Annotated in this window: 21 protein-coding genes; 13 read left to right on the top strand and 8 right to left on the bottom strand. The window is 68.2% G+C overall.

Going from position 1 to position 21,974, the window contains the following annotated elements; all coding sequences use genetic code 11:
* Positions 1-26: 26 nt before the first annotated feature.
* Both GGR24_RS17840 and GGR24_RS06770 read right to left on the bottom strand, forming a co-directional pair.
* Positions 27-665, bottom strand: coding sequence for a DapH/DapD/GlmU-related protein (locus GGR24_RS17840; RefSeq protein WP_183394590.1), 639 nt, complete (start codon positions 663-665; stop codon positions 27-29).
* A 28-nt stretch (positions 666-693) separates the two neighbouring features.
* Positions 694-2,037 carry a right-handed parallel beta-helix repeat-containing protein gene (locus GGR24_RS06770; RefSeq protein WP_183394589.1) on the bottom strand — a complete coding sequence of 448 codons (1,344 nt, stop codon included), beginning with the start codon at positions 2,035-2,037 and terminating at the stop codon, positions 694-696.
* A gap of 275 nt (positions 2,038-2,312) precedes the next feature.
* Here GGR24_RS06770 and GGR24_RS06765 point away from each other — a divergent pair, with 275 nt between their 5' ends.
* The 5 genes from GGR24_RS06765 (at position 2,313) to GGR24_RS06745 (ending at position 7,975) form a co-directional block, all read left to right on the top strand.
* Positions 2,313-3,323, top strand: coding sequence for a KpsF/GutQ family sugar-phosphate isomerase (locus tag GGR24_RS06765; RefSeq protein ID WP_183395191.1), 1,011 nt, complete (start codon positions 2,313-2,315; stop codon positions 3,321-3,323).
* 192 nt (positions 3,324-3,515) lie between these two features.
* Positions 3,516-5,264: a capsular polysaccharide export protein, LipB/KpsS family gene (locus tag GGR24_RS06760; protein ID WP_183394588.1), complete on the top strand. Its 1,749-nt coding sequence runs from the start codon at positions 3,516-3,518 to the stop codon at positions 5,262-5,264.
* Positions 5,265-5,295: 31 nt separating this feature from the next.
* Complete coding sequence (locus tag GGR24_RS17835; RefSeq protein ID WP_183394587.1) at positions 5,296-6,396, top strand: FkbM family methyltransferase; 1,101 nt, start codon at positions 5,296-5,298, stop codon at positions 6,394-6,396.
* 536 nt (positions 6,397-6,932) lie between these two features.
* Positions 6,933-7,673 carry a 3-deoxy-manno-octulosonate cytidylyltransferase gene (locus GGR24_RS06750; RefSeq protein ID WP_183395190.1) on the top strand — a complete coding sequence of 247 codons (741 nt, stop codon included), beginning with the start codon at positions 6,933-6,935 and terminating at the stop codon, positions 7,671-7,673.
* 101 nt (positions 7,674-7,774) lie between these two features.
* Complete coding sequence (locus GGR24_RS06745; protein ID WP_183394586.1) at positions 7,775-7,975, top strand: hypothetical protein; 201 nt, start codon at positions 7,775-7,777, stop codon at positions 7,973-7,975.
* Between the two features lie 67 nt (positions 7,976-8,042).
* Here the strand turns inward: GGR24_RS06745 and GGR24_RS06740 are convergent, their stop codons facing one another.
* Complete coding sequence (locus GGR24_RS06740) at positions 8,043-9,098, bottom strand: NAD(P)-dependent alcohol dehydrogenase (protein WP_183394585.1); 1,056 nt, start codon at positions 9,096-9,098, stop codon at positions 8,043-8,045.
* A gap of 195 nt (positions 9,099-9,293) precedes the next feature.
* Positions 9,294-9,920, bottom strand: a complete 627-nt coding sequence (locus GGR24_RS06735) for a TetR/AcrR family transcriptional regulator (protein WP_183394584.1) — start codon at positions 9,918-9,920, stop codon at positions 9,294-9,296.
* Between the two features lie 99 nt (positions 9,921-10,019).
* On the opposite strand from GGR24_RS06735, the gene GGR24_RS06730 reads away from it, so the two are divergent.
* Entirely contained in the window at positions 10,020-10,859 is an 840-nt protein-coding gene (locus GGR24_RS06730; RefSeq protein ID WP_183394583.1) for an oxidoreductase, read from the top strand.
* Positions 10,860-10,918: 59 nt separating this feature from the next.
* On the opposite strand, the gene GGR24_RS06725 is transcribed toward GGR24_RS06730, so the two are convergent.
* Positions 10,919-11,935 carry a DJ-1/PfpI family protein gene (locus GGR24_RS06725; protein WP_210286082.1) on the bottom strand — a complete coding sequence of 339 codons (1,017 nt, stop codon included), beginning with the start codon at positions 11,933-11,935 and terminating at the stop codon, positions 10,919-10,921.
* A gap of 187 nt (positions 11,936-12,122) precedes the next feature.
* Between GGR24_RS06725 and GGR24_RS06720 the strand changes: the two genes are divergently transcribed.
* The 5 genes from GGR24_RS06720 to GGR24_RS06700 all read left to right on the top strand — a co-directional run bounded on the left by GGR24_RS06720 (position 12,123) and on the right by GGR24_RS06700 (position 16,749).
* Positions 12,123-12,884, top strand: coding sequence for a metallophosphoesterase family protein (locus GGR24_RS06720; protein ID WP_183394582.1), 762 nt, complete (start codon positions 12,123-12,125; stop codon positions 12,882-12,884).
* A 472-nt stretch (positions 12,885-13,356) separates the two neighbouring features.
* Entirely contained in the window at positions 13,357-14,430 is a 1,074-nt protein-coding gene (locus GGR24_RS06715) for a type III polyketide synthase (protein ID WP_183394581.1), read from the top strand.
* Positions 14,427-15,155 carry a methyltransferase domain-containing protein gene (locus tag GGR24_RS06710; RefSeq protein ID WP_183394580.1) on the top strand — a complete coding sequence of 243 codons (729 nt, stop codon included), beginning with the start codon at positions 14,427-14,429 and terminating at the stop codon, positions 15,153-15,155. The genes GGR24_RS06715 and GGR24_RS06710 overlap by 4 nt, the downstream gene beginning before the upstream one ends.
* Positions 15,152-16,279 carry an NAD(P)/FAD-dependent oxidoreductase gene (locus tag GGR24_RS06705; RefSeq protein WP_183394579.1) on the top strand — a complete coding sequence of 376 codons (1,128 nt, stop codon included), beginning with the start codon at positions 15,152-15,154 and terminating at the stop codon, positions 16,277-16,279. The genes GGR24_RS06710 and GGR24_RS06705 overlap by 4 nt, the downstream gene beginning before the upstream one ends.
* A 53-nt stretch (positions 16,280-16,332) precedes the next feature.
* A complete protein-coding gene (locus tag GGR24_RS06700) occupies positions 16,333-16,749 on the top strand; it encodes a DUF2147 domain-containing protein (RefSeq protein ID WP_183394578.1) in 417 nt (138 codons plus the stop codon).
* A 70-nt stretch (positions 16,750-16,819) separates the two neighbouring features.
* On the opposite strand, the gene GGR24_RS06695 is transcribed toward GGR24_RS06700, so the two are convergent.
* The 3 genes from GGR24_RS06695 to GGR24_RS06685 form a co-directional block, all read right to left on the bottom strand.
* Positions 16,820-17,398 carry a UbiX family flavin prenyltransferase gene (locus GGR24_RS06695; RefSeq protein ID WP_183394577.1) on the bottom strand — a complete coding sequence of 193 codons (579 nt, stop codon included), beginning with the start codon at positions 17,396-17,398 and terminating at the stop codon, positions 16,820-16,822.
* The gene (locus tag GGR24_RS06690) at positions 17,395-17,904 is read right to left on the bottom strand and encodes a TIGR02444 family protein (RefSeq protein WP_343066216.1); all 510 of its coding nucleotides are present in this window, start codon (positions 17,902-17,904) and stop codon (positions 17,395-17,397) included. The genes GGR24_RS06695 and GGR24_RS06690 overlap by 4 nt, the downstream gene beginning before the upstream one ends.
* Positions 17,905-17,994: 90 nt before the next feature.
* Positions 17,995-19,398, bottom strand: a complete 1,404-nt coding sequence (locus GGR24_RS06685; RefSeq protein ID WP_183394575.1) for a UbiD family decarboxylase — start codon at positions 19,396-19,398, stop codon at positions 17,995-17,997.
* Between the two features lie 501 nt (positions 19,399-19,899).
* On the opposite strand from GGR24_RS06685, the gene GGR24_RS06680 reads away from it, so the two are divergent.
* Together GGR24_RS06680 and GGR24_RS06675 are read left to right on the top strand one after the other, a co-directional pair.
* A complete protein-coding gene (locus GGR24_RS06680; protein ID WP_183394574.1) occupies positions 19,900-20,376 on the top strand; it encodes a MarR family winged helix-turn-helix transcriptional regulator in 477 nt (158 codons plus the stop codon).
* Positions 20,377-20,733: 357 nt separating this feature from the next.
* Positions 20,734-21,939 (top strand): efflux RND transporter periplasmic adaptor subunit, encoded by a 1,206-nt coding sequence (locus GGR24_RS06675; protein ID WP_281375318.1) that lies wholly within the window; start codon positions 20,734-20,736, stop codon positions 21,937-21,939.
* The last annotated feature ends 35 nt before the right edge of the window (positions 21,940-21,974 follow it).

Raw genomic sequence — 21,974 nt, 5'->3', positions numbered from 1 at the left:
CCGGGCGCGGCGCCCGCCGTCTCGCCTCAGGCTTGTCGCAGCGCGAGTTCCGGTTCGACCGGGAGCAGCCGGCGGTCCCAGTCGACGTTCCGCCGGATGATCGCGGCCGGCGCCCCGGCGATGAGAACGTAAGGTTCGTGGAACGACTTGTTCACGAAGGACTTGGCGCCCACGATCGAATTGTCCGGGACCCGCACGCCCTTCGACACGACCGCCTCGAGCCCGATCCAGACATGGTCTCCGATCGTCACCGAGCCCGGCCGGTTGAGCCGCAGCCCGGTCGCCCGGTCGATGATGGAGTGCGAGTCCGAGGTGCGGATCTCGATGCGTTTCGAGAACATGCAGTCTTCGCCGATGGTCACGTCGCAGCCTTCGACGCTGTAGACGGAGACGTTCTGGAACGAGGTGCGCGCGCCGATCCGGACCGTCTGGGCGTCGCCCTTGATGATGATCCGCCCGTTGAGGATGCAGTCGTCGCCGATCATCAGCCGGTTGCGCGAGCCTTTGACGGTGACCTGGAGGCCGGCCAGCTTCCCGCCTGAGCCGAGGTCCAGACGGTTCGACTCTCCGGCGACCGAGATCGCGGAAGGCATCGCGGACCGTTCCCCGCAGAACGTGACCCTGTTGTTCCTCTGGTCGCACTCGTTCACGTGCTCAACGGTCACAGGCGTCTCCTCGAGGCAGGGCTGAAAGTCACTGCGCGCGGCTGCACGCGTCGGCATAGCCAAGCCCCTTGAACGGCATGACGCCGCCTGCGCAGCGCACAGCCGTCGGCGAGGCTTCCTGGCCGTTCAGTTCGTTCGCGGCGAACCCCGACGCCGGCGCCCCGAACGCGAACACATAGCCGTCCCGGCCGGACTGGCAGCGGTTACGGGCCACGACGACGTCGACGACCGGCCGGCCGAGCTTTTCCGAGCGGGGCCCGGTCCCGACCACGGCGCAGGAGCTGGCCGCGCCGCTGATGACGTTGTCGACGAAGCGGTTGCCGTCGTCCTCGATCACCGCCGCGACGCCGACGTCCGAGAAGACGTTCCGGGCGATGATGTTGTCCGGCGCCCGGTCCAGCACGTAGTTGCCGTCGCCGTAATATGGATCTCCGCAGTCCGATGAACTCAGGATGCGGCTTTGCCGCGACGCCGCCCAGACGCCGATCAGCGAGCCCTGGATCGTGTTGTCCTCGATCCGGTTCCGCTCGCTCGGCTTGGTGCGCTTGAAGTTCCTGCCGTGGCCCGACACCATCTCCTGGCAGTTCTTGTAGAGATAGACCGCGCCGCCATTGCCGCGAAACGTGTTGCGGCGGATGACATTGTCGCTCGAGGCGTCGATCGCCACGGCCTCGCGCCGGCCGAGGCCTCTGCGCTCGTGACGCGGGGAGCCCAGGCCGTTCGCGCCAAGTTCGCTGTCTTCGACCGTGGTCCGCATGGACTGCGGCCCGATATAGACTCCGACGCCCGCGTTCCGGCTAAGGTGAGAGCCGGTTATCCGCACGTCCTGAGAGTAGGCCAGGATATAAATCCCGGCGATGTCGTTGTCGGTTGAGGTGACGTTGTCGAGCGTGACCTTCCGGGTGGCCGCGGCGTAGCGCTCTTCCTCCGTATACGTCTTCTCCCGCACCGAGGCGGGAGCTTGCCAGCCGACCGCCACGCCGCTGCTGGCGGCGTTGGCGATGCGGCAGTTCCTGACTGTCACGTCCCGAACTCCGGCCTCCACGCCGATCTCGATGCCGAAGCGATGCCGCCGCCGCAGGTCGATCAGCGCGCCGCGGCAGTCCAGCGCGACGCCGCTCGTCTTCAGGACGATCGGCGCGTCGTAGACGCAGCCTTCGTCGAGCACGATGAGCCGGTCCGAGGTCTGCGGCGGCGGACATGGCGCGGCGTCCGCCGCCTCGGAATGGCCGCTTCGCTCCGCCTGTGCGGTCGCGGGCCAGGCCAGGGCGCACGCTGCGGCGAGGATGGCCGCCGTCGGTCCGCTCGCGACCGGACGGGCAGGCTGGCGATGCTGCGTCGCACCAGGGGTGAACAGATGGCCGGCCTTCATCCGCCCGCCCGCGTTTCCGTCATCAGGTATTTCGCTCCATCCCGCCTAGGATAGTCACGACAGGTTAGATCTCGTAGATGAACGATTTATGACAGTCATGGATATGTAATAAACGCGCCATCGACGACCTTTTCTGGCGTCTAGTCCGAATTGCGCTTGTTTGTGACAGCATCGCCATCTAGTGGGTGAATATAGGCGGTCGCCGAGTGGGTGCGCTTTGCAGCCTTCTCGCGGCGCCCGCCGCCCAGTTCCACCAAGGAGATGGCGCAATGGATATGGCAGTGCAGCAGCCGCTCAGCGCGCGGGCTCCGGGCCGGACGTTCGCTGCTTCCGTGGATTCCGCGCTGCGGACCGTCGACGTCGAGGTCGCGGGCGTCGCGCGCCTCCGGAAGTCTCTTGAAGGCGCGCTGGGGCGGAGCTTTGCGGAGGCGGTCGATCTGATCGGCGACGCCCCGGGCCGAACGATCGTCACCGGCATGGGCAAGAGCGGCCACATCGCGCGCAAGATCGCCGCGACGCTCGCCTCCACCGGAACGCCGGCTTTCTTCGTCCATCCGGCGGAGGCGAGCCATGGCGACCTCGGCATGATCACCACGAAGGACGTGGTGCTCGCCCTGTCCTGGTCGGGAGAGACCGCTGAGCTGCGCGATCTGGTGAACTATGCGGGCCGCTTCAGGGTGCCGCTGGTCGCGATCACGTCGAACGGCCGCAGCGCGCTCGGCAAGGCCGCGAACGTCGCGCTTGTGTTGCCGGCGGTCTCGGAGGCCTGCCCGCATGGGCTTGCGCCGACGACCTCGACGCTGATGCAGCTCGCGCTCGGCGACGCGCTTTCAGTGGCGCTGCTCGAGCGGCGCAGGTTCACGCCGCTCGAATTCAAGCGGTTCCACCCGGGCGGCAGGCTTGGCGGCGTGCTGACCCTCGTCAGGGACGTCATGCGATCGGGCGAGGCGGCGCCGGTGGTGCGCTCCGGCGCCGGCATGGCCGAGGCGCTGATCATGATGTCGGCCAAGAGCCTGGGCTGCGTGGCCGTCACGGACGCGTCGGGCGGGCTCATCGGCGTCATCACCGACGGCGACCTGCGCCGGCACATGGGTCCCCGACTCACAGACATGACGGTGGACGCCGTCATGACGCGGGCGCCGCAGACCATCTCGGGGGAGGAACTGGCCGCCACCGCCCTGAGCGAGATGCAGGCCAATGTGATCTCGGCTCTGTTCGTGGTCGACCAGGGCTCGGAAATCGGGGTCGTGCATATGCACGACCTGATCAAGCTGGGCGTCGCCTGAGCCGTGGCGGACGCTCTCCCAGCCCTGCGCGACTGGTCGGCGCAGGACGGCGCCTTTCCGCCGCCCGCCATGGCGGGACCGGACGCTCTCCGGCCGCAGCCTCGGCCCGCCCTCGTGGGAGCGGTCCCGGCAAGGCGCAGCCGGGCCTCCGCGGTCGCTCGGGCCCGGCTGGAATCGGGCGCCCTCGCGCTGATGAAGGCGAAGGACTTCGGCGCCGCGGAGCGAAGGATCGTCCGCCTCGCGCTGACCGGACCGATCAGCGACATCTGCTATATGGAGTACATCCAGAAGGTCGTTTATCCGCGGCACGCGACCAGGATTTCGGACCTCGCACGCAGTCATCACATGGGCGGTTTCCAATCGCGCATGACGAAAGCTTTCGTGCTGGCGGGACAGGGCGACGTCGCAGGCGCCCGGGATCAGCTGCACGAACTTCTGAAGACCACGGGCCCGAACGCCGATGTCTGGCGCGCTGTCTGGTTCATCTGCCGCTATGGCGGAATGGTCGAGGCCTCCGTGGACGCCGGCCGGCGCTATCTGGAGCTGACGCCCGGCGTCAAATTCCGCTTCGCCAAGGGCCTTGCGCTGGTCGCCGAGCGGATCGGCAAGTTCGGCGTGATGAAGTTCGCGCTGAAGCGCGCGATCAGGGACGCCAAGGAGTGCGAGAAGCAGCCGAAGCTGTTCAAGCGGGAGTATGTGCGGCTCGCGCGGTTCTGGCTCGACGTCTACGAAGTCGATCGCGCCGAGCGCGTGCTGGCGCTGGCGCGCAAACGCAAGCTTTCGGGTGTCGACGACCTCGCCGGGATGCTGGCGCTCGTGCGACGCGAGGCGGGCGGTTGGCTGGACCACGTCGAAGCGGCGCGGCTCGACCTCCAGAGGCGCATCCGGGGCGTGAAGTTGCCGACGCCGCCGGACGCGGTCGAGGTGGTGCTCTCCTCGGCGGCGCTCACCTTCAAGCCGGACGAGAACCGGCTGTTCAGGTCGACGCTGCGCTTCGCTCAGGGCGAGATTCTCGCCGCGGCGCGAGCGACGGGGCGGCCGATCCGTATCCGTTCGAAGCTCGACAGCCAGACCGTGGTCCCGGGCCGGAAGAACAGATGCCTGCTGTCCTATCACACGCAGGACGAGCCGGGTCTGAGCCTGCACTTCAAGGAGGCCTATCACCCCGGCTACATCACGCTCGATCCGAAAGGATATGCGGGCTGGTGTTCAGTCGCCGAACTCGGCCTCGATGATCTCAACCTCGGCGCGATCAGCCTTGAGAAAGCGGAGGCTTTCTTCCAGGAGCGCGCCGGCGCCCTGATCGCCAGGAACATCTCGAAATACGAGCAGCCCGACGCTGCCCGGCAGGAGCTGCCGACGCCGTATCTGTTCGTCGGCCTCCAGATCATCAACGACTCGGTCCAGCGCCTCGCCTATGTGCCGATGCTCGAGATGCTGCAGGAGGTCTCGGACTATTGCCGCGCGAACGGCATGAACCTTGTCGTGAAGCGGCATCCGCTCTGCACCTCGCCGGCGGTGGCGGAGCGCCTCAAGACAGGCGAGCGAACCGGCGAGTTCATCGTCTCCTCGGCCTCCGTCCATGACCTGATCCGCGGCGCGACCGCGGTCTGCGTGGTGAATTCCGGCGTCGGCTTCGAGGCGCTGTTCCACATGAAGCCGGTCTACCTGTTCGGGAAGAGCGACTACCGGCACGCCTGCTTCGAGGTTCGGTGCGCCGGCGATTTCGCGTCGATGTTCCGGGGCGAGCTTCCGTTGCTCACGTCAGCGACGTTGAAGCGCTATCTGTACTGGATCCACCATTCGCATTTCATCGATTGCAGCGACCGGATAACCGCAGGCGCCGAGATACGCGCCAGGGTCCTCGACTATATCGAAAGCAAAAAGAGCGTGAACTTCTTCGGCTCCCTGCGTCGCGCGTTCGCGTCGCGGTTCTTCTAGCCGGCGAAGGCAGTGAGGCGGGGCATCAAACGTGACGGGGAACGATATGATCCGGATGGTCTCCGAGGCGCCTCTCTACAGGCGCGTCCACCAGAAAGCGGATTTCGCGCGACCGACTTTCATCGTGTGCGACGTCGATGAAATGGAGAAGGCCAGCAAGTGGTTCAAAGCCGCGGCGGGCCGCAAGTCCGAGTTCATCGGCGGGCTGCAGGCCCAGCGGAACCTCACCGTGATCGGCAATGTCGACGTCGATCGTCTCCGCGAGCGGCCCGATCTCGCAGTGGTCGCGTTCGGCCGGCAGGTCCGACGCAAATGCATCGCGCTGGCGCTGAACGGGTTCCGTAACGTGCTGTTTCGCGAGGACCAGAAGTATCGCGGCGGCCGGACGCAGTACGATTATCTCGAAAAGAACAAGGCTGCGCTCTCCGAACTGTTCGGGTTGCTGGCGGATGACGAGAGCCGGCGGACCCTGGGCTCGGTGATCCGCCACCGGATTTCTGGCGATCACGGCTATCTGCGGATGGCCGAGTATCCGGAGTACAGCCACCCGCAGGTCCGCGCGCGCGACGGCTACGGCGTGATCGACGCGGGAGCCTATGACGGTCGGACGTCGCTCGACTTCGCGCGGCGCGTGGGGGCCGGCGGCAAGGTCTACGCCTTCGAGCCCGACAAATCGAACGTCAAGCGGATCGAGAAGGTGATCGCCGACGAGCTCACGCCCGAGCACGGCCAGATCGAGATCGTCGAGGCGGCGCTCACCGACAAGGAAGGCTTCGTGCGCCTCAAGGCGAGCGGGTCAGGTTCTTCGAACATCGACGACGACGGCGACGCGATCGTCCGCTCGACGTCGATCGACGGCTTCCTGGCGGAGGATGCTTCGCGCCGTTGCGACCTGATAAGCCTCGACGTCGAAGGGTTCGAGCAGGCGGTTCTGGAGGGCGCTCGCGACACGCTCAACAACAGGCGGCCGATGCTGCAGGTCAGCATCTACCACGCCATGGAGCACCTGTTCGAGATACCGCTGGCGCTCGCCCGGATGCTTCCGGACTACAGGTTCTATCTCGGTCACCACAACAGCTACAGCACGGAGACCGACCTCTACGCGGCGCCCGTCGAGCGGATCGCGAGCTGACCATGCCGAGACGGCTTTCGGGGCCCGCGCCGCTCGCCTTCCCGGCGGGGGTGAAGGCGCTGGTGATGGATTTCGACGGGGTGTTCACCGACGACCGCGTGCTGGTCGACCAGGACGGCCGCGAGGCGGTGTTCGCCAGCCGCTCCGACGGCATGGGGCTCGACCGGCTGCGCAAGCTGACCGCGATCCGCACGCTGATCCTGTCGAAGGAGGTCAACCCGGTGGTCTCGGCGCGGGCGCGCAAGCTGAAGATTGAGGCCCGCCAGGGCATCGAGGACAAGCTGCCCGAGCTCGACCGCTGGCTCGCCGAGAACGGCGTGACGCGCGCCGAGACGGCCTATATCGGCAATGACGTCAACGACCTCGACTGCCTGAACGCGGTCGGCTTCCCGGTCGCGCCGTGCGACGCGCGGCCGGAGGCGCTCGCGGTCGCGCGCCACGTCACCTCCGCGCCGGGCGGCCGCGGCGCGCTGCGCGAGCTCTGCGAGGCGCTGATCCGCGCAGGCGGCGGCGGGCCGGTCGCCGCCGGATCCGCCATGCGGCCTCTTGTGCTGATTCCTGCGCGGCTTGGGGCGACCCGGCTGCCGAACAAGCCGCTGGCGGAGATCGCCGGGGAGCCGATGATCGCGCATGTCTGGCGGCGGGCGAGCGAGGCCGGGGTCGGGCCGGTGGTGGTGGCGACCGATTCGCCGGAGGTCGCCGAGGCCGTCTCGCGCGTCGGCGGCCAGGCCGTGCTGACCCGCGCCGACCACGCCTCGGGCTCCGACCGCATCCACGAGGCCCTGACGGCGATCGACCCGGACCGCGACTTCAACCTCGTGGTCAACGTCCAGGGCGACCTGCCGACGCTCGACCCCGAGGCGATCCGCAGGAGCCTCGTGCCGCTCGAGGAGCCGGAGGTCGAGGTCGCCACGCTGGTCGCCGAGATCCGCCGCGAGGAGGAGAAGACCGCCCCGAGCGTGGTCAAGATGGTGGGCGCGGAGATCGCGCCCGGCCGCTTCCGCTGCCTGTATTTCACGCGCGCGACCGCGCCCGCCGGGCCCGGGGCGCTCTATCACCACATCGGCCTCTACTGTTACCGGCGGGAGGCGCTGGAGCGCTTCGTACGGCTCAAGCCGTCGCCGCTCGAGCTGCGCGAGAAGCTCGAGCAGCTGCGGGCGCTCGAGGCCGGCATGCGCATCGACGCGGTCGCGGTGGACGTCGTCCCGCTCGGCGTCGACACGCCGGAGGACCTCGAACGGGCGCGCGAGATCATGGCGGGAGCCCTGACGGCGTAGCCCGGAGAAGCGGAAGCCGCCGAGCATCGCGGGGGATTGAAGCGCTGACGTCTCCAGCTGATAGTGAAGGTCAGGTTGCTCGCGCCTCTCAGGGGATGCTCATGCTGCTGGATCCCGACGATCTGCGCGATCCGGTCGGCCGCGTCTGCGAGGCGGTCGCCGCGCTGGTCGGCATTTTCCTCATCGCGATCGGTCTCGACCTCGCGGTCCAGCTCGCCGAGATCTGGCTCAGCTGGGCCGCCGGTGAGGACCATCCGGGTGGCCTCTACCGCGCGCGGGGCGCGGCGGCCGAGCTCAGCTAGCGACGGCGGCCGCTCATCCGCCGTCGCTCGTGAGAGGCCGCCCGCGGCGGCTCTCTCGATGGCGGGTTCAGGCGGCCTGCTTGAGCGACTTCATGTCGATCACGAAGCGGTACTTCACGTCGCTCTTCAGCATGCGCTCATAGGCCTTCTCGATATCCTGGATCGGGATGAGCTCGATGTCGGACGTGATGCCGTGCTGCCCGCAGAAGTCGAGCATCTCCTGCGTCTCGGCGATGCCGCCGATCAGCGAACCGGCGAAGTTGCGCCGCGCGAGGATCAGGCTGAACACCGCGACCGCGAGCGGCTCCTCGGGCGCGCCGACCTGGCAGAGGGTCCCGTCGCGCTTCAGCAGCGCGATGTATTCGTTGATGTCGTGGTCGGCGGCGACGCAATCGAGGATGAAGTCGAAGCTCGAGGCGTGCGCGCCCATCTGCTCCTTGTCCTTCGAGATGACGACGTCGTTGGCGCCGAGCCTTTTGGCGTCCTCGACCTTTCCGGGCGAGGTCGTGAACAGGACGACATGGGCCCCCATGGCGTGGGCCAGCTTCACCGCCATGTGGCCGAGGCCGCCGAGACCCACGATCCCGACCTTCATCCCCGGGCCGACCTTCCAGCGCCGGAGCGGCGAGTAGGTGGTGATGCCCGCGCACAGCAGGGGAGCGGCGGCGGCGAGGTCGAGGTTCTCGGGCAGGCTCAGCACGAAGTCCTGATCGCAGACGATCGAGTCCGAGTAACCGCCGTAAGTGTTCTCGCCGGTCTTCTTGTCGACGCCGTTGTAGGTCGCGACGAACATGTTCTCGCAATACTGCTCAAGCCCCTCGCGGCAGCTCGCGCAGGTGCGGCAACTGTCCACCATGCAGCCGATGGCCGCGTTCTGGCCGACCTTGAAGCGCGTGACGTCCGAGCCGACCTCGACGACCTTGCCGACGATCTCGTGGCCCGGAACGCACGGATAGACGGTGTTCTTCCACTCGTCGCGAACCTGATGCAGGTCCGAATGGCACACCCCGCAATAGGCGATCTCGATCTTGACGTCGGCAGGACCGACATCGCGGCGGGAGAAGTCGAACGGCTGGAGCGGCTTGTCGGCGGCGTCGGCGGCGTATCCCGTGCAGGCGAACATGTCGGATCCCTCCGTTTCGTGTGAGCGGCGCGAGGCGTCGTGGGAGCATTATAGGGCGGCCGGCCCCGCCGGTTGTTCGGGCGATGCAAGCGGGTTGCGCGACCTTCGTCCGCGATGTGACGCGGCGGCGCCTTCAACCTCAGGCGGTTTCCAGCGCGTCGGCGTCGATCCGGCGGGGACGGATGATCCGGGACGTTAGCGGGCTTTCGCGAGAAGCGTCGCCCGGCGGTCTGGAGCAGCGAAGGCGGCGACCGCCATGGCGACCGCTGCGTTCGCTTCGGCGGGGAGGTCTTCATCCGTGACCTCGCCCGCGACCCAGAACGACAGGCAGCCGCGGAACACCAGGGCCACCTGATCCGGGAGGCGTTCGACGGCGCTCGTCCGCAGCGAAGGATCGAGCCCGTCGCCACCCCCCAGAGCGAGCGCCCAAAGCGCCCGGGAGCGCGCCCGAACGTCGCCGGGCTCCTCGGTCCATCCGCCGAGAGCCGCCATCATCGCCCTGTTCAGGACAGGCTCCTCGAGCAGGAGGCCGGCGGCGACCGCGACGGCCTGGAGGAGGCGTTCGATCGCGTCGCCGCCAAGCGGGCGGTCGCGCACGCGCTCTGTCATCTGCTCGATCCGCGCGACCGACAAGGCGCGCGCGATCGCGGCCTTGCTTCCGAACAGGTTGAACGGCGTGGCGAAGCTCACGCCCGCCTCGGCCGCGAGTTCCCGCATCGAGAACGACGATGAGGGGTCAGCCCGCATCAGCCGCTCGGCGGCGGCGAGGACTTTCGCCCGGGACGCCAGGGTCCGCGCCTGCGCGCGCGGCGCCTCACTCATTCGTTGTCACCATGGCTCCATCCATTGCAGAACTATATCATGATATAAATATCTCGCCAACGCGCACGGCGCGACCAGCCACTGCCGAGGAATTTTCCGATGTCCCATGAATGCAAGACCTTCCTGATCACCGGCGTCAGCTCCGGCCTCGGCCAGGCCTTCGCGACCGCAGCGTTGCGGGCCGGTCACCGCGTCGCCGGCACGGTGCGCTCCAGCGAGGCCGGGCAGGCCTTCGAGGCGCTCGCGCCTGGACGCACGCGCGCCATTCAGCTCGACATGTCTGATTTCGACGCGATGCCGGCGGCGGTCGCCGACGCCGAGCGCGCCCTCGGGCCGATCGACGTGCTGGTCAACAACGCCGGCTATGGCCACGAAGGCGCCCTGGAGGAATCCACGATCGAGGAGCTTCGCCGGCAGTTCGACGTCAACGTCTTCGGCCCGGTCGCGCTGATCAAGGCGGTTCTGCCGGGCATGCGGAGCCGGCGCCGCGGACGGATCGTCAACGTCACCTCCATGGGCGCCTTCATCACCATGCCGGGCATCAGCTTCTACTGCGGCAGCAAGTTCGCGCTCGACGGCATCTCGGAGACGCTGGGCAAGGAGGTCGCGCCGTTCAACGTGCATGTCACCTCTCTCGCGCCTGGTCAGTTCCGCACGGACTGGGCCGGTCGCTCGATGCAACGCACGCCGCGCAGCATCGCCGATTATGACGCGGTGATGGATCCGGTGCGCGCGGCCAGGCAAGCGAAGAGCGGGAACCAGCCGGGCGACCCGGCCAAGGCGGGCGAGGCTTTGCTCAAGCTCGTCGAGTGCGAGGCACCGCCCGTGCGGCTGTTCCTCGGCGAGGACGCGCTCGCGCTCGTCGCCGGCGAGATGGACCATATGAAGAAGGAGATCGCCGACTGGACGCCTGTCTCGCTCTCCACGAGTTTCGCCTGAGGCTGCGGGCCGAAGCCGGGTTGGACTCTCGGTCGGCGCCGCCGGCGGATTTCAGGGCGTCACCAGGCGCTGGCCGCGCCGTAAGGGTGCTCGAACTGCAGCGCGACCAGCCGGGCGGTCGGTTCTCCATAAGCCGCCCCGATCGGCTCGAAGGTCGCCGCCATCGGTCCGGAGTCCGGAACTGGAACCTCGCGGTCCAGTCGCGCCGGCGGCGAGGGGCTGGGGTGAAGCAGCAGACCGCGCCGCGAGACGACCGTGGCCGGACCGACCGCCCAGGCGGTGGAGAGATAGGTCCTCGACCAGGCGTCGAGGACTGCGCCGAGCGCCAGCTCGTCCACGCCGTCGGCGAGCGGGGCGGCGACCGCCTCGTGCCGCCAGAAGGACAGCCTGTTCCTCACGGTCAGGGCCGCGGCCGCGAACGTCAGGCGAAAGTCCTCGCCGTCGTGGCGCTGGTCCGGCGGCGGAAGCGCGAGTCGGCTCGCGGTCGCGCGCATGACCTCCTCCCCCGCGAGCTCCCGCAGCAGCTGAAGCGTGGCGGGCTCCGAGGCGCTGATCCCCGCGGTCGTGGTGATCGGCCCGTCGGAGATCCAGCGGACATCGCCGCGCCAGCGAACGGCCGGGTGTTTTCGGGCAAGTTCGTCGCGGCTGTACCAGTGGACGACGGCCTCGCGGCCGTCGAGCAGGCCGGCCGCAGCCAGCACTCTCGCGCCGTTGCAGATGGACATGAGGCGGGCGCCGTCCCGGACCCTCGCGCGCAGCCAGTCGGAGCGCGCGGGGTCGTCCTCGACGGTCATCGCAGGGACGATCACGACGTCGGGCGGGCGCGTCTCGAGCGCGTCGAAAGTCATCTGCGGCGTCGCCCAGGCCATGCCTGGCGTGAGCCTGATCTTCTCGGGCGTCGCGGCGACGACCTTGACCTCGACGGCGCCGCTCTCGGCCAGGATGGCATAGGGCGTGAGCAGATCGGCCGCCTCGGCGCCGCGCGCGTCGCCGAGGATCACCACGAAGGGTTTCGCGGCGGCGCTCGCGGCGAACAGAAGGCTCGCGGTCAGAAGTCCGATCAGAGCGCCGGTCACGTCGCGGCATCCGTCTCGTCATCCGGTGAGCCAGCCTAGTCCTGCGCCGCCGCGTCAGGAAGAGGCCTGACCAGGCGGCGCGGTCGAAGGCCCGGCCGCCCCTGCGGCCGGCGTCGTCCAATCTCTTGAGCCCTCGCTCTCAACCGGCTGTCCCGGACATTCCGGCCTCGCCTATGATCGACAGGTCATGCGGATCGCAGCGGTTTCGGACGTGCACGGCAATCTTCCGGCCCTTCGCGCTGTCGTGGACGACATCGCCAGGTTCGCGCCGGATCAAGTGGTCAATCTCGGGGACTGCGCGTCCGGCCCTCTCTGGCCGGCCGAAACCATCGATCTCCTGCGCGAACTCGGCTGGGCGACCGTTCGGGGCAATCACGACCGGCTGGTCGGGATGTCGTCGGACGGCGTCGGACTGGGGCGGTCCGACCGATGGACCTGGGATCGCCTCGGCGCCGAGCAGCGCGCGTGGCTGGCCACGCTGCCGCCGGCGCTGCGGCTCGGGGAGGTTCTGTGCCTTCACGGGCGCCACGACAGCGACGAGGCGTTTCTGATGCATGAGGTTCGCGAAGGACGCATCGTGGCTCTGGACCGTGAGACGGTCGCCGAACGCCTCCGGATCGCGGCCGCGAGGGTCACGCTGTGCGGGCATAGCCACACGGCCGGCGAATGCGTGACGGACGATGGCGCGGCCGCGATCAACCCCGGCAGCGTCGGCTGGCCGGCCTACCGCAACCGGGCGCCCGCCTATGTCTGCGAGGCTGGCGCGCCCCACGCCCGCTACGCTGTTGTCGACGTTCAGGGCGGCCGCGTCCGCTCGGTTTTCCGGGCCGTCGAATACGACTGCGCCGGCGCCGCGGAGCAGGCCGAGCGGAATGGACGGCCCGACTGGGCCCACGCGTTGCGGACGGGGCTCGCTCCGCCCGCCGCGCTCAGGCCGCGAGGAACCTGACGGGCCGAGCCAGGCGAGACGCTTCGTCGCCGGCGTGAACACGCGGGCGCTTGCCCGATCGCCCGCTGCGGAGGGGTTCGCCGCCGATCAATCGAAGTCCTCGGGCGAACAGGTTGAGCCGGCGCAGTCGCTGCGCTGGAAAGGGCGATCGTGCGCCGCCAGCGCCTTGACTTGCCTGGAGCAGGGCAGGAGCGCCCCGCTGAGACTTCTCTGGGTGTACATGCCCACTGCGCCATTATTGCAGATGGATGCTGCCGGCATACTGGCCAAGTTGGGCGCTGTCTTGCCTGAGCTTGGCCTCTATGGGGCATTTCTGGAGTTTATGCTCGGGTATATTATCTGGGTGACAGGTCTGAAGCCCGATACCTACGTATAGGCGGGGCACGCTTGGGTCCTATTTTCCGGGAGCGGTGGCGGCTTACCTGTCTGCCCGGGACGCCATCCGCGAGCGTCGATCATAGGAAGCACTCAAGTGACCCAGGCCTATGTGAACCGGATCGCAAGCGCCACGCCGCCAAATGACGTGCACGGCGCGTTCGTTGATTTTGCGGAGCGACAGCTCGAGGGGACCCGCGAAAGCCGCCTGTTTCAGCGCATGGCGTCCCGCGCTCAGATCGAGCATCGCTGGTCCTTTCTCTCGGCCGACGACCCTCAGGAGAATGGCGCGCTCGACCGCGACAGCTTCTATGTGGTCGGCCGTTTTCCGAGCACCGCCGCTCGCATGAAGCGTTATGAAGCGGACGCTCCGCGGCTGGCCGCCGAGGCGGTGGAGCGTCTCGACCTCGGGCCTGACGCCAAGTCTCTCACCCACCTGATCGTCGTGTCCTGCACCGGGCTCTCCGCGCCCGGCGTCGACTTCGATCTGATCGCGCGGTTCGGCCTCAACACCTCGATCGAACGATCCTCGATCGGGTTCATGGGGTGTTACGCAGCGATCAACGGCCTGAAGCTGGCGCGGCACATCGTGCGGTCCGAGCCCAGGTCGAAGGTCCTGCTCGTCTGCCTCGAACTCTGCACCCTGCACCTGAACGAAAGCCCGAGCCTCGAGCAGCTGCTGTCGTTCCTTGTGTTCGGCGACGGCTGTGCGGCCGCGCTTGTCACCGCTGAGCCTTGGGGGATCTCGCTCGACAGCTTCCATGCCGTGATGGCGCCCGGTACCGCCGAGGAGATCCGCTGGAACATCCGTGACCTTGGCTTCGACATGTTCCTTTCAGGCAAGGTTCCGGCGGAGCTCGGCCATACACTGAAAGACAGCATCGAACGCATCCTGGTCGGTCGGCCGGTCGACGAGATCGACCTTTGGGCGGTGCATCCGGGCGGCCGCTCGGTGCTGGACGCCGTCGAGACGGGCCTCGGCCTTGGCGGCGACGCGCTGTCCGCCTCACGCGAAGTGCTGCGCGCCAATGGCAACATGTCGTCGGCGACAATTCTCTTCGTGCTGGAAGAGATCATGCGCGACGCAGGCGCCGGCCGGCTCGGCTGCGCGCTGGCTTTCGGCCCGGGCCTGGTGGCCGAAACGATGATGTTCCGGACCGCCGGGCGATGACCCCCTTCGACCGCAGGCGGCGGTCCGATGCTGCGGAACTCATGGACGCCGACGATGTCGACTATGACACGTTCCGCGGGTGCCTCTCCGATCTGGCGACCGTGAACCGTATGTCGCTCGGCTACCGGCCGACGCTCGAGTTCCTGCATCGCCTGGCTCGGGACGGAAGATGGCCCAGGGATCGCGCCCTCCGCGTGGTCGATGTCGGCTGCGGCTACGGCGACACGCTCCGCGCGATCGCGCATTGGGCGGCGAAGCGTGGCCTCGCGATCGATCTCACGGGCGTCGACCGCAACCGCTGGTCTGCGCGCGCGGCCGCGGAGGCGACCCCGCAGGGCATGAACATCGCGTGGCGCACCGCGGACATCTTCGACTATCGCCCCGACGACAGCGTCGACGTGATCGTCAGCTCGCTGTTCGCACATCACCTCGACGATACGGCGCTTCTGCGCTTCCTGGTCTGGATGGAGGGCGCCGCCGCGCTCGGTTGGTTCATCAACGATCTCCACCGTCATCAGCTGGCCTTCTCGGGCTTCAAGGCCGCCTCGCGAGCGCTGCGGCTGCACCCCTTCGTCCAGCACGACGGACCCGTGTCGTTCGCGCGCAGCTTTGTCGCGGCCGACTGGCGCCGCATGCTCGCAGAAGCCGGCATACGGCCCGACGCAGCCCGGGTCAGCCGGCGGTTTCCGTTCCGGCTCTGCGTAGACCGGACGAAACCCGCATGACCGCCCGCCATGACGTCGCGGTCGTGGGCGGCGGCCCCGCGGGCGCGGCCTTCGCGGTCGAACTCGCGCGGGCGGGGCGCGACGTGGTCCTGGTCGAACGCGAAGGCGGCCCGCACGACAAGGTCTGCGGAGAGTTTCTGAGCGGCGAAGCGCTCGGCTACCTGGCGGCGCTGGGCGTCGACGTCGGCGCGCTCGGCGCCGTTCCAGTGGAGATCGTGCGCGTTTCGCATGGATCCGTCTCGGCGCAGCGGGCGCTGCCCTTCCGGGCCGCAAGCCTTTCGCGGCGGCGCCTCGACGAGGCGTTGCTCGCCCGCGCCGCCGGCGCCGGCGTTGCGGTCCTGCGCGGATCAGCCGTTCGAGACCTCCGGCAGGTCCTTGGCGGCTGGTCGGCGCGGCTCGAGAACGGGACGGAGTTGATCGCCAGGGAGGCGGCGCTCGCGACCGGCAAGCATGACCTCCGGGGGCGACGGCGCCCGCCTGGCAGGCAGAACGACCTGATCGGCCTGAAGGCGCATTTTCGGCTTAGGCCGTCGGCGACGGCCGAGCTCGCCCGCGCCGTCGAGATCGGCCTGTTCGAGGGAGGCTACGCCGGACTCGAGCTTGTCGAGGACGGGATCGCCAACCTGTGTCTCGTGGTTCGGGCCGAAACGTTCGCCGGGCACGGCCGCGAGTGGGCGTCCCTGCTTGCGGCAGTCATGGCCGCGGCGCCGCGGCTCGGCGAACTCCTGAAGGGGGCCTCGCCCCGGCATGAGCGCCCGCTCGCCGTCGCCCGGATCCCCTATGGCCTCGTGCGACCGGACGCGGAGGACGGCCTTTGGCGGCTTGGCGACCAGGCGGCGGTGATCCCGTCCTTCGCCGGGGAGGGCATGTCGATCGCCCTGCACAGCGCCCGGCTCGCGGCGCTGACGATGCTCGGCGGAGCGGACAGCCAGACGTTCCAGCGCCGCCTGGCCGCGGACGTCACGAGGCAGGTGGGTCTCGCGACGCTCCTCTCGCAGGCGTTGATGCTTAGCGTCGCCCAGACCGCGGGCGCGGCCGTCGCCCGCGTGTTTCCCGCGACGCTCGCGGCCGTCGCCGCGGCGACCCGCATCCGGCCCTCGGCCATCCTGCTTCAGGCGGACTAGCGCCGCTCCGGCGCTCACCCGGCTTTCGCTCACCTCTGCCAAGGAGACCAATCATGATCCGTGAGGCGCTCGCATCCGCGCTTGTCATCCTCTCGACCGGCGCCGCGATGGCTGATCCGGTCGGCGTGTGGAACACGCCAAAGAACCAGGCCCGCGTCCGCGTGGCCGACTGCGGTCAGGCGCTTTGCGCCACGATCCTGTCGCTTCAGGAGCCGAACACTGCGGAAGGCAAGCCGAAACTCGACATCTACAATCCCGACGCCTCGAAGCGGGATCGGCCGATCGTCGGCCTGTCGCTGCTGAGCGGCATGAAGCCCTCGGGCGATCAGTGGCTGGGCCAGATCTACAATCCCGAGGATGGCCGGACCTACAAGGCGTACATGTCTCAGCCGAGCGATCAGAAGCTGAAGGTGCAAGGCTGCGCGCTGGGCGTTTTCTGCAAGACGCAGGTCTGGACGCGCGCCAAGTGAACCTTCGCTACGGCGGAAGCCTGCGGTTCTTGTGATTGAGGCGACCGGTCGAAGCGTTGGCGCGCGTCGACTAGGCCGCCCCGATGGAGGCTCGGCCGTTCCAGCGCCGGATCGCCTGCACGGAGACGCCGAACAGGTCGAGCGCCCGGGCGACCGTCTGGTTGACGATGTCGTCGATCGTCGCCGGGCGGTGGTAGAAGGCCGGCACGGGCGGCATCACGATCGCGCCGTTGCGGGTGGCCTGCGCCATCAGCTCGATATGGCCGAGGTGGAACGGCGTCTCGCGCAGCAGCAGGACGACGCGGCGGCGCTCCTTGAGGCACACATCCGCGGCGCGGACCACCAGCTCGTCATTGTAGCAATGCGCGATGCCGCTCAGGCTCTTGATCGAGCAGGGGGCCACCAGCATGCCGTCCGTCACGTAGGAGCCCGACGAGATCGACGCGCCGATGTCCTTGGGGTTGTGGGTGTGGTCCGCGAGCGCCCGCACGGCGTCGACGCCGAGATCGAGCTCCGCGTTGATCGTCCGGATGCCGGCGACCGTGAGGATGAGGTGGGTCTCGACGCCGACGTCGCGCAGCATCTCCAGCGCGCGGACGCCATAGATCGCCCCTGAGGCGCCGGTGATCGCGACGATGAGGCGTTTCATGCGGTTGATCCGGAGTGGCAGGCGGCCGCGATCGCCGCGACCGCGTCCTGGGCGTCTGCAGGAAGGCCGTCGGCGACGGCCGAGAGGTTGGAGCTCACAAGCGCGGCGCATGGCGCGGAGGGGCGACCGAGCTTGGCCGCGAAACCCTCGAGCGCGTCCAGCTGCAGCAATTCGGCTTCGAGCTCCGCCGCCTTGACCCGGGCCCGGAGCGCCGCGCGCGCGTCGGCCAGCGGCTCCATGGACTTGAGGGCGCGCCGGACGGACCGCAGCGGCCGCACGACCTCCTCGCGCCAGCGGCGCACCGCCTCGGACGCCGCGGCGGCGTCCTGGGGGCCGAGCGCCCGGCCCGCGACAGCGCCGGCCCAGGCCGCGAACAGCACGACGTTCACGTCAAGCCCATGCGCGTCCTGCAGCGTCAGACACGCGGCCTGCACGCCGTCGCCGCCATAGGTCGCGACGGCGAAGTCGCGCAGCGACGGCGCCTCCGCTGGATCGGGCGCGCTCACGAGGCGAGGCTCTCCGTCACGCGGCCGCGCATCTTGCTCTCCCATGCTCGCCGGGCGCGCCGGCCGTGTCGGCGGCCGGGCGGCCGCCCCTCAGAGCCGTACGCCTGCGCGTTCGAGGATCTCCCGGGCCTTCGCCCGCTCCTCGTCGGAGATGACGAGGCGTTCCGCGAAGTCGCGGCCGGTGGGGCGCGTGGCGTCGATGCCCATCTTCGTGAGCGTGAAGTTCTCGGGATCCGAGCTCGGGTCGAGGATCGCGCCCTTGCAGCCGGGCACGAAGAAGATGTCCTTCTCCGCCCGCACGCGGGTCGCGATCGCCCAGAAGACGTCGTTCATGTCGAAGATGTCGACGTCGTCGTCCACGACGATGACGTACTTTGTGTAGAGCTCTGTGCTGAGCGCCGCCATGGCGGCCATCTGCGGCTCGCCCTCGGCGATCTTCTTCAGCGAGATCACCGCCATGAAGGCGCCGCAGGTCGAGTGCGGCACGTGGACGGCCTTGACGTTCGGAATGTTGCGCTTCAGCGCGTTGAGGATCTCGCCCTCGCGGGTGATGCACGAGATCAGGATGTGATCCTTCGCCATGCCGGCGACGACGCTGTGGAACATGGCGTCGCGACGCATCCTGATCCGGTGCGCGACGAAGACGTTCTGGGTGCTCCTGTAGGAGGCGTAGCCGGTGAATTCGCCGAACGGCCCCTCCGGCTCGCGAACGTCGGCGAGGATCTCGCCCTCGATGATGATCTCCGCGCCCGCCGGCACCTCGAGGTCCTGCACGCCGCACCGGGCGAGCCGATAAGGCTCGCCGAACAGGCCGCCGATGATCTCGAATTTCCGCACATGCGGCGGATAGGCGTAGGTCATCGAGCCCATGTAATGGAGCGGATGCACGCCGATGGTGATCGCGGCGGGCAATGACTGGCCCATTTCTTCGGCGCGGCGGTGGAACTCATGCATGCGGCGGCGCGAATGCAGCGACACGCCCAGCCGGTTCTTGCCCTTGAGCATCAGGCGGTGGAAGCCGGTGGTGTCCACGCCGGTCTTCGGATCGCGGGCCGTGATCTGGCCGGCCGTGATGTAGGGCGCGGCGTCGACCGTGAACTGGTGCGGGATCGGCAGCCTCGTCAGGTCGACGTCGTCGCCTTCGAGAACGATGTCGTTCCAGGGGGCTTCGTCGACCGTCTCGCAGGGCAGGTAGCGCTGGCTGCGATCGCGGAAGACGGTCGGAAGATCCTGCTCGGCGACGTCGAGGCACGCCGCGAGGAGCTTGCGGCTCGCCGCCACGTTGGTGACGCAAGGCATGCCCTTGCCGCCGATGTCGTCGAACATGACGACCGGGCTGCGGCCGGCGCGCTCGAGCTCGAACACGATCGAGGTCGACTGGTAGAGAGTCTCGATCCTCCCGGAGATCTGCAGGTACTCGTCGGGGAACCGGTTCCGAACCATGTTCAGGAACCCGCGAAGGCTCTGCCGGTCGGCATTGTCGAAATGGCTCACTTCAACTCCATCGAAGCGCGTCCTGAACAACAGGCGGCAAAACCCAACGCCGCTCGGCCGTCGTGCGGCGCCCAGCAGCACCGGCGGGGCATCCACTGGCGCAGCCGCCATCTGAGGCGCGCAAGAGACATGCGCGCCGCCTGGCTGTGACGATCTAAACCATATCGTCAGCATACTGACGATATGGTTTAGAGAAGAGCCAAGGCGTTCACCTTGGCCTGCTCCTGATCGTCAGCATTGTGAGGATATGCGGGGTCGTCAATCTCGTTTGTTGGGCGCCGCTGCCAAAATAGGGCGCAACCGACCCCGGTGCGGGGCGATGACGGCTGCGTCATAGTAGGGCCGCCTGAGCCGCTCCCGGCCCGAAGGGCCTTTGACTCAAGGGTCTGGAGCCCCTGCGGCCCCAGCCGAACGTGCGCCGGCGGAGAGCCTATTTCGGATGGATCACAAGCCGAAACGACTGTCGGAAGCCGGGGCGACGACTTGCGGACGGAGCGCGCGTTGAACGAGCATGCCAAATCGAAGGCCGAGGGGTTGTTCGCGCGCCCCGGCTTCATGATCCGCCGTCTCCACCAGATCTATGTGTCGATCTACCTTCAGGAGTGCGAGGCCTATGGCACCACGCCGGTGCAATCCAGCGTTCTGCAGGTGCTCCTGATGCGGCCCGGGGCGGACCAGGTGTCGCTCGCAGCGGACATCGGGATTGACCGAACGACGACCTCGAACGTGCTCTCGCGGCTCGAGGCGCGCGGCCTCGTGCGGCGCGAGGCGACAGAGAAGGACCGACGCATCCGCCGGAGCTACCTCACGGAGGCCGGGCAGACGCTGATCATCGAGATGCAGGACGCGCTTGAACGCGCCCATCGCCGGCTCATCGAGCCGCTTCCGGAGGAAGAGCGCCGGTTGTTCATCACCCAGCTGCACCGGCTGGTGGAAGCCAACAACGACGTCGGACGCGCGCTGCTCCGCAATCTCTGACCTTCGCCAGCGCCAACACCGCGGGCGTCCGCATCGGGCGACATCCGTCGGCGAGGACTCCTGAGTAGGAGGCGCCTTCGAGAGGAGACGCTCCGAGACAGGCGCGGGCCGTGCTGCCCGGGACCGCTTGCCTGGCGCGCAGATCCGTCGGTGCGGCCGCCGACCCGCTCCGGAAGCCGATGCATGCTTCGCGTGGCTGGCGGCGACACGGCATTGATCTCCCTCAAGCGGCTTCGCCTTGCGCCGGTTACAACACTCTCTTCGGCGGCCGCGTTCGGCCGACAGAGGTTCCGCTGCAGCACACGTCCTCGGAGAGAATGAACGCCTCCAGCTTGTAGTTGCATTGGTGAGAGCAGGATGATGGACGATCGATTGTCGAGCGATCGGTTGTTACGGCTGCCGTCATGGTTCACGGGGCGGACTTCCGCGCCCCGCGCCAGCAACGTGCGCACCGGGTTCATCCTCTGCGTCTCCATCGCCGCCAGCCTGCTTACGGCCGCATGCGGCGAGAGCGACACGGCCGGCAAAGAACCCCCGTCCTCGGTTCCCGTGCCGGTGGCTGTCATCAAGGCGGCCGAGCGACCGACCAATCCGGGCCTGAGCTTCATCGGCCGCGTCGAAGCCGTCCAGAAGGTCGACCTTGTCGCGCGTGTTCAGGGCTTTCTCACCAAGAGAGCCTACTCGGAGGGGGCGATGGTCAAGGCCAACGACCTGCTCTTCGTCATTCAGCAGAACGCCTATCAGGCAGAACTCAACGCCGCGCTCGCCAATCTCGCGAAGGCCGAAGCCGATGAGTGGAACGCCATCAAGCAGGCGGACCGCGCCCGCTCCTTGATCAAGCAAAACTTCGTCTCCGAGTCGATCCTCGATGACCGCATCGCGGCCGAGAAGGAGGCGCAGGCCGCGGTCGAACAGGCGCGGTCCGCCGTGGAGCAGGCGCAGATCAACTTCGGCTATACGGAGATCAAGGCGCCGTTCGATGGCCGCGTCGGTCGTGCATCCGTGTCGGTCGGCGCCCTGGTCGGACCGAGCAGCGGCACCCTGGCGACAATCGTCAGCCAGGACCCGATCTACGTCACGTTCCCGGTCAGCGACCGAACCGTTCTGCAAGTGACCGAAGGCGACCGCGCGAAGTCGACGGAGAGCGTCGCCGTCCACCTCTTCCTGTCGACCGGCGCGGAATATCCCGAAACCGGCACGATCGACTACACCGGCGTGAAGGTCGATCCGAACACCGACACCCTGACCTTGCGCGCCGTGTTTCCAAATCCGCGCGGCGCGCTCATCGACGGGCAGTTCGCCCGGGTGTTCGCCCAAAGCAAGGATCCCGTGGAAGCTCTGGTCATCCCGCAGAAGGCGGTGCTGACCGACCAGGGCGGCAACTTCGTCATGCTGGTGGAGGACGGAAAGGCGGTGCAACGGCGCATCACGACCGGCGCAAATTTCGGCGCCGACGTGGTCGTGCGGGAGGGTTTGAAAGCGGGCGACGAGGTCATCGTCGACGGCCTCCAACGTGTGCGCCCCGGCGTCGCCGTAGACCCCGCCCCGGCCAGCGAGTCTTAGCGATGCGACGAGTCGATTGAGCGCCGACGAGGCAG

The sequence above is a fragment of the Hansschlegelia beijingensis genome (genome assembly GCF_014196425.1).
Lineage (GTDB): Bacteria > Pseudomonadota > Alphaproteobacteria > Rhizobiales > Methylopilaceae > Methylopila > Methylopila beijingensis.
This window is presented reverse-complemented; position numbering and strand designations above follow the sequence as displayed.